This window comes from Nocardia sp. NPDC050630, from assembly GCF_044457245.1.
In the GTDB taxonomy this organism is placed as follows: domain Bacteria; phylum Actinomycetota; class Actinomycetes; order Mycobacteriales; family Mycobacteriaceae; genus Nocardia.
Genome location: NZ_JBITGN010000036.1, coordinates 30,455 through 41,676 on the forward strand (window position 1 = coordinate 30,455; position 11,222 = coordinate 41,676).

Consider the following 11,222-nt stretch of genomic DNA (forward strand, 5'->3'; position numbering starts at 1 on the left):
CCGTGACCACTGTCGGCGAATATTTCGCGGCCGCCCTTATTCGCGGCATCGACGAGGGTATCGGAGACGAGGGTGTCGTCCAGTCGCTACACGTCACCCCGGCCGATGGCGCGCTCGAGCTACCGATCGGCTCGGTCGGCGCCGATGGGGTGACCGGCCTGGCCGCGATCCCGTTTCGCTGGGAAGGCGACGTCGCCGATGCCGCTGCCTTGACCGCGCTCTCAGCAAACCTCGGCCCCGCCCAAGCGGGCAAGGCGTGGCGGGTGCTCTCGACCAACGCGCTCATGTATTGGGACGGCCGGATATTCGAGATCTTCCCCGACGCATTCGGCGGCACCGGCCCGCAGGGTGTACCGAACTCGCTGTCGATCGGCACCGTCACCACGGGCGCGGCAGGGTCCGACCTCGTCGCCAGCATCACCGGCACCCCGCCCGCGCAGGCGCTGAATCTCACGGTTCCGCGCGGTGTTCAGGGTGTGCAGGGCCCAGACGGCCCCCCCGGCCCGATCACCGGCGCCTCGGATTTCGACGGCACGGTGACCCGAACCGACGGCATGGTGCCGCTGTGGTCGGCGGCAACGTCGAAATGGACACCGACGCCATACCCCGGATGGCGCGGGCCGTGGACGATCACCGAGGGCGAGGCATGGAACGGCGCGGCCGGTTTCGTGGCCTCGGCGTCCGGCCTGTCGACTTCGCCCTACACGATCGCCCAACTCGCCATCCCGGCCCAAGACACCGCTTGGCGCCCGTTCGTCACTGGCGGTGCCGTCGTCCGGACGGCCGCCACCGACCACACATCGCGTGTCGATATCGAGGCGTGCATCGGCTCAGCGAGCGGCCAAATCGTCGCCCTCGGCGTCGGCATCCCGTTTGCGCTCGATGCATTCGCTCGGATGCAGCCCCAGTTTCAAACAGCGGCGATGACGCCCGCCTCATCGGTTGGCGTGATCGCCGCCGGTGTCGCGACCACGCTGCACATCGTGATTCGCCGCAACCTCGGCACCGCGAATTTCGCCTACACGCGGACCGGCGCGCATGTCGCCGCGTGGGCCGTGCCTGTGACAGGAGCGCCATGACCGAGGTTTACGACGAGACCGTCTCGATCAGGATGCGCGGAGTCGACGACCCGGTCGGCCTGCCCTACACCGTCCATCCGCTCGAGCTCGTCGACCGCGAGGTGCTCGTCGAGCTGCGCGAGGGACCACCAGGCGGCCCCGGCCCACAAGGCGCGCCAGCATGGCCGTGGCTGTGGCAGGGCGATATCGCGACCCCGGCGGCGCTGACTGCGCTCAACCTCACCACCGCCGACGCCCGCAAAGCCTGGCGCGTCGTGAGCGCGAACGCCATCTACTTCTGGACCGGCATGGACATGATCGCGTTCGGCGCGGCATTCCAGACTCCCGGCCCGCAAGGCGCACCGGCCGCACCGACCGGCTCGGCAGTGGCCGGTGCTGTCGGCTCATCGGCGGCCGCAGCGCTCACCGGAACCGCGCCATCGCAGGCTCTGGAGGTCACCATGCCGCGCGGCGCGACCGGCGCGACCGGCGACCCTGGCGAGGCGGGCAAGATCTCCGACGCCGCTGATGTCGGCGACCTTGCCGCAGCCCGGCAAGGGTCGGTGCTGGCGTGGGCGGCCACACCCGGGGAATGGCGGCCGATCCCGGCGCCTCGCCTCGGCGGACCGTGGGCGGTCGCCTCGTCGCAGTTCGTCGGCGGCTCGAACATTTCGGCTACGACGAAAACCATTGCGACCATGACGATTCCGGCGCAGCCGATCGCCTGGCGGCCGATTGTCCTCTCCGGGAACATCACCGTGCAGGTCCATGTGTCCGCGTTCAATGACACGCACGTCGAGATCGAGATCCGTCTCGGCTCACCCGAGGGCGAAATCATCGGCTACGGCTACGCCACCGGCGTCGCTAACCGGTTCGAGGTGCAGCTGTACCCGCGATGGCAGCACGCCGTCACACCCGACAGCGACCTCGGCATCGTCGGCCCGTCCGAGACCGCCGTGGTCTACGTGATCGCCCGAAAGATCGGCGACCGCAATTACTCGATCGTCACCACCGGCGCGCAGCTCGTCGTCGCCGCACAACCACTGATGGAGCAGCCGTGACCGATACGCCCGAGCCCGAGGTGCTGCGCACCGTAGTCACCGAAGCGGGCCGCAAGGAACAGCAGCGCGCAGAGGCCGAACAGCAGCGTGCGACCGAACAGGAACGAATCACCGCGAAGTACCGCGAATTCGCCAAGATGGCTTTCGACGGCAAGCTGCCCGACCCCGGCAAGGTCGAGCCGCTCGACCCCGCCGTCGCCGACCTGCTCTCGGACCTGGCAGTGCTGCACTTGCCCGAGTGGCGCAACAGTGCCGGCCGAAAGCTCGCCGACGCCACCGTGTTCACGCTGCCCAGCTCGGCCCGCGTCGCCGCATACCTCGTCGAGCGCGGCTGGCGGCGAGACCTCGCACACGAGCGGATCCGGTGGGCCCCAACACCAGGCGGCCTGCCCGGGCCCCACGACCTCGGCCTGCATATCCGGCCCGACCCCGATACCGGCGAATGGCCTATGCCCGATCCCGAGAAGTTCTGGGACGTCGACGAGGTGAAAACCACGCAGCTTCCGGACGGCGGCTGGAAAGCAGAACACCCGCGCGGCCTCGGCTACCAGGCGGCGACCAAATCAGAAGCGCTCGCCGGACTCGTCGAGCGCATCCGCGCCAAGATCGAGGAGGCAACAGGCAATGGCTGAGAAAGTACTGCCCTACGACCGTGGCATCGTGCCGCAGGAGACGTACTACTGGTGCGGGCCCGCGTCGACTCAGGTCGTGCTCAGCGGCCGCGGAATCCATGTCTCCGAACAGGACATGGCAAACACCATCGGCACCACCGAGAACGGGACCGATTACGTCGGGCTGATCGCTCCGGTGCTGAATGCGTTCTGCGACGGGGCGTACATCGTGCGGACCATGCCGAATGATCCGCCGACCCCGGCGCAGGTGGAGTTGCTGTGGTCCGACATCGCTGCCTCGATCGACGCCGGGTACGGCGTGGTCGCGAACATCGTTGCGCCGCCGAGCAACTACCCGCGCGGGGTGAAGGGTTCACAGTCACCGGCGTACGCAGGTGGAGTCGTCTACCACTACATCGCGCTCATGGGCTACGACGACGGGCCTGAGCGTGCGGTATGGGTGGCCGACAGCGGTTTCCGGCCGTTCGGATACTGGATGGCTTTCGAGCAGCTCGCCAGTCTCATTCCACCGAAGGGCTACACAGCGGCCCCATCGCCCGCCGACCGGCCGACCAAACCCGAACACCCGGCCGAACCCATGCCTGCGGCATTGACATTCGGGGTCGATATCTCCAATCACCAAGGCGGGCTGGACTTGTCAGCAGTGGCCGCCGAGGGATTCGAGTTCGTCATCGCCAAGGTAAGCGAGGGCGACTATTTCAGGGATCCTGAATGGCCGCGGTTCCGCGACGAGACTCTGGCCGCGGGCAAGATCCTCGTCGGCTACCACTACGTTCGCGCCGACTGCGATATCGAGGGCCAGGCCGAGCTGTTCGTCGAGCACCTCGGCGACCCGGGCATCGTTGGAATGCTCGACCACGAGGCCAACTCGGGCGGTGTTGATGTGCTGCGCGCCCTGCACGAGGCGATCGAACGCCGCGGGATTCATATCGGCCTGACCTACTTACCGCGCTGGTACTGGGACCAGATCGGCCGCCCCGATCTGTCCGGCCTGCCGCCGTTGATGAGTTCGCACTACGGGCCCCAACCCGGCCGCGCCGGGTACGCCTCGGCGATCTATCCCGGGCACGACGACATCGGATGGGCGCCGTATGGCGGCGTGCCAGTCGCCATCTTCCAGTTTTCCGAGCGCGGCCTGGTGGCTGGTCGCTCGATCGACGTGGATGCCTTCCAGGGCACCCCCGACCAACTCAGGAACCTACTCACCGGAGGAGATATCGACATGACGCCCGAACAGGAACGGATGCTCGTCGAGGTGCACCGCGAGCTGACGCAGCAGTACCCCTCGCGGTCGGCGCATCGTCTCAACGATGACCCGGTCGACACCCTCGCGGGTATCGCCCTGAATGTCGACGGTCGTGTGCACGAGGCGAGCATCGACGTGCCCGCCGCGCTCGGCAGGATCGAGCAGGCGCTCGCCGATCTGCCTGCGAAGATCGCCACCGCGATTCGGGTCGGCCAGTGACGGCCAGCCATGAGGCCGACGCCTCGCAGGTGCGTTACCCGTGGCGGGCCGTGGTCCGCACCGTGTTTCAGCTCGTCGTCGGCTTGGCCGCCGCGCTACCGATGATCGTCGCCACGAGCGGCCTGCCCGCCACCGCGGCGGGAATCGGTGCGGCGCTGGCGATCTCAGCGACCATCACGCGAGTCATGTCTGTGCCCGCGGTAAACGCCGCCCTCGCCATATGGGCACCCTGGCTGGCAGCCGAGCCGCGAGCAGGCGGCGACTTATGAGCCCCGAACAAATCACGGCCCTGTTCGGCGGCACCGTCGGCGTTCTGACGGCGATATTCGGGTACTTGAGCGCCCGCCAGGCTAAGCGCACCGCCGAGCTTGAGGCCCGCGTGGGGCACCTTGAGGCTGAGCTCGCCAAGTCGAAAAGCCTGTTCCGCGAGGCTGTTCGATTCATCCGCATACTGCTCGCCCACATCCGCGACCTCGGACTCGCGCACCAACTCGGCACCGACGCGCCAGCCGGACCCGAGATTCCCGAGCGACTGCGAGAGGAAGTCTGACCATGGCCGAGCTCGCACCGCTCGAATACGGCCGGGTCGTCGGCCGTTTCCTGGCGAACATCGCGGACGGCCCCGACATCGGCGACTTGCCCGAGTTCCTGCCACTCGCGGGCACGGTGACGTTCACTGCCGGCGCGCCCAAGGTACTCGTCGCCGCCGCTGAGCCCGATCCGGCGACCTACGTGCAGCTGCCCGACTACTACGTCGCGAGCCTTGACGAATTCGGATACCTGACCTGGCGCGGTCAGCGCGGTATCCGGCTCGTCGCGCCAAACGGCGATACCAATCCGACCGGCTGGACTTGGCGTGTCTCGTTCGACCTGACCTATGAGGGCAACCGAGTACCGATGGACTCGTACGCGTTCATGGTCCCGCCCTACACGCCCGGCCCGGATCCAGATCACCCGGATATCGACGCGGTCGGCCTGGTCGACTTGACCCTCGTCTCGCCGGTCCCCGCGTCCAACGGCGAAGCTGTCGTGCGGGGCCTGAGTGTGGTCGGCGTGCACCTGGTCGGCGACGCGCTCGTATTCGAGCTCGACAACGGTGAGGACATGGACCCGGTGACCGTGCCCGCCATCGGCGCAGCGTCGGCCGCGGCCTCGGCCGCCGCCGCCAGCGCGAGCAGCGCGACCGCCGCCGCGACCGCAGCACAGGACGCCGTCGACTCGTTCACACTCGCGATCGGCGCCGTGAGCGAAGGGCCCGCCGCCGCCACAGTCCACGGCGGCCCACCCGACTGGACCCTCGACCTCGTGCTACCACCCGGACCGGCCGGACCGGCAGCACCTGATGCCACCTCCAGCGTCAAAGGCATCATCAAACTTCCCGGCAGTACACCAGGCGAACTCGGCGGCACAGCGGATCACCCGACGGTGACCGGATGGTCGGGCAAGTCCGACGTCGGGCATACGCACGTCGCCGCCGATATCACGGACTCGACCACGACCGGGCGCGCTGTGCTCACCGCCGCCTCGGCCGCCGCCGCCCGCACAGCGATCGGTGCAGGCACGTCGAGCCTGGCCATCGGTACAACCGCAGGTACCGCCTGCGAAGGCAACGATGCTCGACTCACCAATGCCCGCACGCCGACCGCTGCCGGTCAGGTCTACGACTTCACGATCAAGAGCCACGCCAGTACGCGTGCGGCGGGCGCAGGCAATGTGATTCCCGAAGGCGTCCGGATCGAGCGCGATATCAGCATCCAATCGGTCACGTTCCGCGGCGAGACCGCGGGCACCGGCAATCTCGTGGTCGAGCTGCGCCGCAACGGCAGCAACACGGGAATGCCTGCCGCGTCGACGATCGCAGCGGCCAACCACGCCGCGGACACGACGGTCACCGCAGGCGGACCGTGGTCGGTCGCGGCGGGCGACCGACTGATCCCGTACATCGTCACGCCAGACAGCCCGGCAGGCAACGGCCTACAGGTGAGCATCAAGGCGGTCACTACATGATGTTCGTGGTGGCTGGCGGCCTAGCCTTCCGGCCATCCGGAATGACCAAGAACGGCGCGCAGGCGACGACGACGTCGTTCGCCGACATCACCGGGTGGACCGCCGACACCGGCACCTACCCGGGATCATCGGTCAACTCGAACACATCCCTCGTCGCCCAGGCCGCGAAAACGGGGGCGACGCTCACCGCGAACATCCCGTTCAGCGGCGGCACCTATACGTTCGGCACCGGAACCCAGGTACGAATACTGGTCAACGGCACCGTCGTCGGAACCGGCACCGCGGTACAGGCCAGCTCCGGGACCGCCACGTGCACCGTAACCGGGCAGACCATCGCCAGCGGCGATCTCGTCAAGGTGCAGATCCTAGCGAGCGGCTATTCAGGGCAGCCATCGGTCACCACCGGCGCTGGCACCTATGTGCGCATCACCTGATACCAGACACGCTGAAACAGCAACGCGCCCCGCCGGATTCGGCGGGGCGCGTTTCGTCGTTCCTGGACTCAGCGGCCGAGCGTCTTATTCACCACGCAGCGGTCTACCGCCTGCACCACATCATCGCCGGGCGAGACGTTGAGCGGCGCTGCCGAGGCTTTCGGAAACATCGTGCTATTCCGGGCGCCACCGGTCGAGGCGTAGACCGCTCCGTTCGCGATCACCCACACATCCGACCGTTCTTTCGTCGCGCCGCTGCCGTCGACGATCGTCGCGCCGAGGTAGGTCTTGCCGCCCGAATCGATGACTGTGCCGTTCGTGAGCCGCCATCCCGAATGAGTAAGTCCGGCTTGCACTTTCTCGACAGCACCGGCGGCGGCGGGTGCGCATCGAGGATCCGAGTCGCTCGCCGGGCGCGGCGCTGTGGGCGCGGGCGCGGCCTCGGTGGTGGGCACAGGCGGTGCAGCGGGCGCGGTTGTTGAGTTCGGCGTTGTCGCAATGGCGCTCGTAGCTGCTGCTGTGGTCGGTGTGGGCGCGGCCTGGTCGGTGTCGTCGCTTTTGGCAAGCGTCCCGATAACCAAGAGCACGACGAACAATGCGATCACACCGCCACCGATAAGCCATGCCGTACGGTTGCTCGGTTTCTTCGGCGTCGGCCCCTGCGGCATTGGGCGGGGCGGTTGGCCATAAGGCTCCGCCGGAGGCTGGTACGTCATTTCTCCCCTGAAAACTGGATGGGACGCGACCTGACAGGCCCGAAGGGCGGCTCCCCCCGACAGGAGTCGTCGCGTGCCGATCATCCTGACAGGGGGAGATGTTTAGCAGCAACAGAATCCGGGAATTCAGTCCGCCTCAGTCGGCGAGTCGGCGGGCACCAGATAGCGAATGGGTGTCGCTACCGGGTAGATCCCGGGCCGCGGTTCGCCGACCGCTTCGACGAGCGCCATGTCGGTATCGCCATCGACGCCGACCTCCAACACTCGGAACACGTCGACCCCACCCTTGACGAGATGAACTAGGTCGCCCTCACTGATCGCCACGAGCGCAGACTAACCGGTCTGTGCGACGAAAACGCGCCCCGCCTCCGTGGATTCGGTCGGGCGGGGCGCGTTCAGCGTTTCAGGACGCCCGGGGTGGCGCCCAACGTGCCAGCGTTGTACTTGGATCGTCGGCCGGATGAATGCTCACGCTACCGTCGAGGCGACGCACCCCGTACTCGCCCGGCCCTGGTTTCGGCTCGTCCAGATACCACCCGAGCCGCCTGACGAGCTCGTCGACGTTCACGCCCATGCGGTGACGCAACTCGATTGCCGGTACGGACTCCGCATCCGCGAACATCGCGATCGCGACATGCTCGACGCTCACGTAATCGTCTCCGCGTTCGCGCGCTATCCGCTCGGCACTGGCGAGCAGCTCGTCGTACATCGGTGTGCGCCTGATGTCATCCGCCATGGCTCTATCTTCCGTCAGTCGAGCACGAACTCGGTCCATTGGTACGTTTTGTTGCCCCATTGGTCTTTGTACGCCTTGCAGCCCCAGTACAGCCAGCCGTGCGCGTCGTGGGTCTTGACGTTCTGCCCTTCATTGAGACGGGTGCAGGCCAGCTTCGGACTGCCGTCCGGATTCGCCTCCGATTCCGGGAAGTTCGCGGAGTCACTGCCCCTGCAAGCACTGTTGTCGTTGTTCGGGTCGACGTGCCCGAACAAGCACGGTCCGGCCTGCGCCGGTGTGGTGGTGAGCGTCTGCCCGCCGAGCAATGCGGCGCTCACGGCGACAACCGTGAGGGCTGCCCGAATCGCGTTGAATCTCATGGATATCCTCCATTACCTACTACTCCCGCACCACACGGGAGAGATCAGAACCGCCTCGAACGAGGCGCCTACCGCTCGACATATGCAGCGGGCCGGAGCACCCCTGCGTCGATCAAGGTCCAGAACGCTTCATGTTTTGCGCCGCATGAGTCGGCGTCGCAGTTGATGCGCGCACGGAACACACGGCGCGCTTCATCGACGCTGTACGGACGATCCGGTGCACGGTGGCACGCGTCGCGAGCTATGCGGGCGAGTATTTCCGTGCTGGGGCGCTCACCGTCGACGTGCACCGGGCGGTCGACGAGGTACGGCAGCACATAGAAGACCACGACGCCCAGCACCAAAACCCCGGCGACAGTTGCGCATACAAGTCCAGTAGTCGACACGGCTAGTCGACCTCCGTGTCGTCGATCGAGACCGGCTCGACGGTGATCACGGCGCGTTCGTCGATCTCGTGGTGGTCATCCAATTCGAATGCGAACGACTGGCCGACAAACCCGTGATCGTCGACAGGCGCCCATGATCCGTCGTCGCGCTGCAACCAGCCCGCCGGGCGATCGGTTCCCGCGTTGGCGTCGCGCATCGCGACAAGCGTTGCGTTGCCTGAGCGCTCGATCGCGGCCTTGCAGTAGCCGCAAATGCCGGTATCCGGCTCGGCATCCTCATAGGTGCAGCGGGGGCAGAGCTTCCCCGTTGGGTCCGTGGGTGCGGGTCGATCTGCCCACTCGCGGACCGCGTCCGCGAACAGTTCGACCACATCGCCCGGTGCGCCGCTGTACGCACCGCGCGGACCGACGAACGGATCGCGCTGCGGCAGTGTTGAATCGGACGATGCGACCATGGGGCCACCCCCGGCAGGTAGACGGTTGATTCGCGCCCGCCGCCGAGGATGCGGTGATCACCCGGCGGCGGGGCGTGCATCTGACAGTGCCGCTGTCACCGGTGACACTGGCGGTCGAAGGGGGGACGCGAGGGGGACATCGGAGATACAGTCGGATTTCGACCACTCCGACGCAGGGGGCGTGATGGCTATCGTTGTGGCCAGGTGGACCGGAGAAGATTGCCGCGCGTTGCGTAAAGCAATGGGGCTGTCACAACCGAGGTTCGCGGCCAAAATCGGCGTTGTCGCTCGCACCGTCAAACGATGGGAGAGTGGCGCGCCAATCGGGACTCTGGCACAGATCGACCTCGGAACGATGCTCGCGCAGGCAGATCCGCACGTTGTCGAGATGTTCCGGCAACTGCGCGAGGAGAACGACGTGAAGCGTCGAGAGCTATTCATGTCGGCGGCGGTCGTCGGCGTCGCTGCAAGTACGGGCGTGGGCGACCGCGTAACCCTCGCTGTGTCGGGTGCCGGTCGACCTGACGCTGCGGCCGTCGCGGTTGTCCGCTCGACTCTGCACGCCGCAATGCAGCTCGACGACCAGCTCGGTTCGCCCGCCGCCGCCGGGCTTGTCGCGGCTCAGCAGCAACTCACCGAGGCAATGCTGCGCGCCAGCTCGGCCGACCTTCGCCCGGCCCTACTGAGTCTGCACGCTGAATGGACCGGCCTGTCTGGCGCGCTGGCGTGGGACGCGGGCGACTACGCGACCGCCGCATCGCGATACGAGACCGCCCGCGAAACAGCGCACGACGCCGAAGATTCCGACCTGGCCGCGTACATGCTGTGCGGGTTGAGTCAGCTCGCGATCTGGCAGCAGCGACGCCGCACCGCGATCGACCACGCGGTTGCCGCTCGGGCGTGGGTAGCGCAGACCGAAGACCGGCGACTACGCGCCTATGTTGGCATGCGGATGGCTGAGGCCGCCGCCCTCAACGGGCAGCGCACCGCGGTGCTAGACGCGCTCGACGACGCCGAGCGAGACCTAGATGGACTCACTCCCTGCAACCCTGCCGAGTCGCGCGCCTACTTCGTGGGCGCTGGGATGTTGGAGTCTTACCGGGGTTCAGCGCTGGCAATTCTGGGTGACGCTGCACCGGCCGCCGATGCGTCGCGTCGCGCCGCCGCGCTCATGACCGACCCGTTTGTCCGCGACCGTGCAGTGACTCTGCTTGAGCTGTCGCGTCCGCTCGTGTCCCTCGCCGACATAGACGAGGCGGCTGACGCGATAGCGACGGCGGCGGACCTGACCGAGCAGAACGGTTCGCCGCGGCTGGCGTCAGCGATCGTGGACGCCCGACACAACCTCGCGCCGTGGTCCGATGCCCGGTGCGTACGCGACCTCGACGAGCGCCTCGCCGCGCGCGATATCGTGAGTGCGTGACCGAAAAGCGGATCGCCGAAGCACTGGCCAAGATTGCTGCGGCCCGCGCGCAGCTGCTCGCCACCGGCGAGACCGAGACCCGCGCCGAGGGCGGGCGCTCTCCGGCGCGGTCGACGAGGTACCGCCGGGCGCGTGATGAGATCCTCGCCGCCGAGCAGGAACGGAATCGGCTACTCGTCGAGCTTGTCGGCGACGCTGAGGTCGTGCCTGTCGCACTTGTGCAGCAGCTCGGGCTCACTGGACGCGAGGCCGCCCACATCATCCGCACGGCGCGGGGCGGGTCGAAGCGTCTGCACGACCTGGCGTTTGGTAACGCCGAGAGCTGATCGTCGCCCCTCGATAAGCCTATAAGCGCTGTGGACGCGGTCCACAAAACGGGATATTCTCGCCTCTACCAATCCCGGTGAATCCCGATCAATCCCGATGAATCCCCAGGTCGCGTGCCGTGAGTTGGGGCGATATGGCGGTTCAAGTCCCCCTTCGCCCACAA

16 protein-coding genes are annotated in these 11,222 nt (G+C 67.3%); 10 read left to right on the forward strand and 6 right to left on the reverse strand.

What is annotated here, in order from left to right; translation table 11 throughout:
• Positions 1-2 precede the first annotated feature (2 nt).
• From ACIBG0_RS40175 to ACIBG0_RS40210, 8 genes are read left to right on the forward strand one after another with little or no spacing between them, the layout of a single operon-like run.
• Positions 3-1,079 (forward strand): hypothetical protein, encoded by a 1,077-nt coding sequence (locus tag ACIBG0_RS40175; protein ID WP_397040540.1) that lies wholly within the window; start codon positions 3-5, stop codon positions 1,077-1,079.
• Complete coding sequence (locus tag ACIBG0_RS40180; RefSeq protein WP_397040542.1) at positions 1,076-2,119, forward strand: hypothetical protein; 1,044 nt, start codon at positions 1,076-1,078, stop codon at positions 2,117-2,119. Before ACIBG0_RS40175 ends, ACIBG0_RS40180 begins: the two co-directional genes overlap by 4 nt.
• Positions 2,116-2,751, forward strand: coding sequence for a hypothetical protein (locus ACIBG0_RS40185; protein WP_397040544.1), 636 nt, complete (start codon positions 2,116-2,118; stop codon positions 2,749-2,751). Before ACIBG0_RS40180 ends, ACIBG0_RS40185 begins: the two co-directional genes overlap by 4 nt.
• Complete coding sequence (locus ACIBG0_RS40190) at positions 2,744-4,216, forward strand: C39 family peptidase (protein WP_397040545.1); 1,473 nt, start codon at positions 2,744-2,746, stop codon at positions 4,214-4,216. Before ACIBG0_RS40185 ends, ACIBG0_RS40190 begins: the two co-directional genes overlap by 8 nt.
• Positions 4,213-4,485 carry a hypothetical protein gene (locus ACIBG0_RS40195; RefSeq protein ID WP_397040547.1) on the forward strand — a complete coding sequence of 91 codons (273 nt, stop codon included), beginning with the start codon at positions 4,213-4,215 and terminating at the stop codon, positions 4,483-4,485. The genes ACIBG0_RS40190 and ACIBG0_RS40195 overlap by 4 nt, the downstream gene beginning before the upstream one ends.
• A complete protein-coding gene (locus tag ACIBG0_RS40200; protein WP_397040548.1) occupies positions 4,482-4,766 on the forward strand; it encodes a hypothetical protein in 285 nt (94 codons plus the stop codon). The genes ACIBG0_RS40195 and ACIBG0_RS40200 overlap by 4 nt, the downstream gene beginning before the upstream one ends.
• A 2-nt stretch (positions 4,767-4,768) precedes the next feature.
• Positions 4,769-6,223, forward strand: a complete 1,455-nt coding sequence (locus ACIBG0_RS40205; RefSeq protein ID WP_397040550.1) for a hypothetical protein — start codon at positions 4,769-4,771, stop codon at positions 6,221-6,223.
• The gene (locus ACIBG0_RS40210; RefSeq protein ID WP_397040551.1) at positions 6,220-6,657 is read left to right on the forward strand and encodes a hypothetical protein; all 438 of its coding nucleotides are present in this window, start codon (positions 6,220-6,222) and stop codon (positions 6,655-6,657) included. The genes ACIBG0_RS40205 and ACIBG0_RS40210 overlap by 4 nt, the downstream gene beginning before the upstream one ends.
• Positions 6,658-6,725: 68 nt before the next feature.
• On the opposite strand, the gene ACIBG0_RS40215 is transcribed toward ACIBG0_RS40210, so the two are convergent.
• The 6 genes from ACIBG0_RS40215 to ACIBG0_RS40240 form a co-directional block, all read right to left on the reverse strand.
• Entirely contained in the window at positions 6,726-7,262 is a 537-nt protein-coding gene (locus ACIBG0_RS40215; protein ID WP_397040552.1) for a DUF2510 domain-containing protein, read from the reverse strand.
• Between the two features lie 237 nt (positions 7,263-7,499).
• Positions 7,500-7,697, reverse strand: coding sequence for a hypothetical protein (locus tag ACIBG0_RS40220; RefSeq protein ID WP_397040555.1), 198 nt, complete (start codon positions 7,695-7,697; stop codon positions 7,500-7,502).
• 79 nt (positions 7,698-7,776) lie between these two features.
• Positions 7,777-8,109 carry a Clp protease N-terminal domain-containing protein gene (locus ACIBG0_RS40225; RefSeq protein WP_397040557.1) on the reverse strand — a complete coding sequence of 111 codons (333 nt, stop codon included), beginning with the start codon at positions 8,107-8,109 and terminating at the stop codon, positions 7,777-7,779.
• Between the two features lie 14 nt (positions 8,110-8,123).
• Positions 8,124-8,468: a hypothetical protein gene (locus tag ACIBG0_RS40230; protein WP_397040558.1), complete on the reverse strand. Its 345-nt coding sequence runs from the start codon at positions 8,466-8,468 to the stop codon at positions 8,124-8,126.
• A 68-nt stretch (positions 8,469-8,536) separates the two neighbouring features.
• Complete coding sequence (locus tag ACIBG0_RS40235; RefSeq protein ID WP_397040560.1) at positions 8,537-8,854, reverse strand: hypothetical protein; 318 nt, start codon at positions 8,852-8,854, stop codon at positions 8,537-8,539.
• Positions 8,855-8,856: 2 nt separating this feature from the next.
• Positions 8,857-9,309: a hypothetical protein gene (locus tag ACIBG0_RS40240; protein ID WP_397040561.1), complete on the reverse strand. Its 453-nt coding sequence runs from the start codon at positions 9,307-9,309 to the stop codon at positions 8,857-8,859.
• Positions 9,310-9,664: 355 nt separating this feature from the next.
• On the opposite strand from ACIBG0_RS40240, the gene ACIBG0_RS40245 reads away from it, so the two are divergent.
• Together ACIBG0_RS40245 and ACIBG0_RS40250 are read left to right on the forward strand one after the other, a co-directional pair.
• Entirely contained in the window at positions 9,665-10,732 is a 1,068-nt protein-coding gene (locus tag ACIBG0_RS40245) for a hypothetical protein (RefSeq protein WP_397040563.1), read from the forward strand.
• Positions 10,729-11,058 (forward strand): hypothetical protein, encoded by a 330-nt coding sequence (locus ACIBG0_RS40250; RefSeq protein ID WP_397040565.1) that lies wholly within the window; start codon positions 10,729-10,731, stop codon positions 11,056-11,058. Before ACIBG0_RS40245 ends, ACIBG0_RS40250 begins: the two co-directional genes overlap by 4 nt.
• The last annotated feature ends 164 nt before the right edge of the window (positions 11,059-11,222 follow it).

Coding starts and splice junctions, on each gene's coding strand:
- ACIBG0_RS40180 (WP_397040542.1), top strand. CDS start 1,076: ATGACCGAGGTTTACGACGAGACCGTCTCGATCAGGATGCGCGGAGTC.
- ACIBG0_RS40190 (WP_397040545.1), top strand. CDS start 2,744: ATGGCTGAGAAAGTACTGCCCTACGACCGTGGCATCGTGCCGCAGGAG.
- ACIBG0_RS40200 (WP_397040548.1), top strand. CDS start 4,482: ATGAGCCCCGAACAAATCACGGCCCTGTTCGGCGGCACCGTCGGCGTT.
- ACIBG0_RS40205 (WP_397040550.1), top strand. CDS start 4,769: ATGGCCGAGCTCGCACCGCTCGAATACGGCCGGGTCGTCGGCCGTTTC.
- ACIBG0_RS40210 (WP_397040551.1), top strand. CDS start 6,220: ATGATGTTCGTGGTGGCTGGCGGCCTAGCCTTCCGGCCATCCGGAATG.
- ACIBG0_RS40225 (WP_397040557.1), bottom strand. CDS start 8,109: ATGGCGGATGACATCAGGCGCACACCGATGTACGACGAGCTGCTCGCC.
- ACIBG0_RS40230 (WP_397040558.1), bottom strand. CDS start 8,468: ATGAGATTCAACGCGATTCGGGCAGCCCTCACGGTTGTCGCCGTGAGC.
- ACIBG0_RS40240 (WP_397040561.1), bottom strand. CDS start 9,309: ATGGTCGCATCGTCCGATTCAACACTGCCGCAGCGCGATCCGTTCGTC.
- ACIBG0_RS40245 (WP_397040563.1), top strand. CDS start 9,665: ATGCTCGCGCAGGCAGATCCGCACGTTGTCGAGATGTTCCGGCAACTG.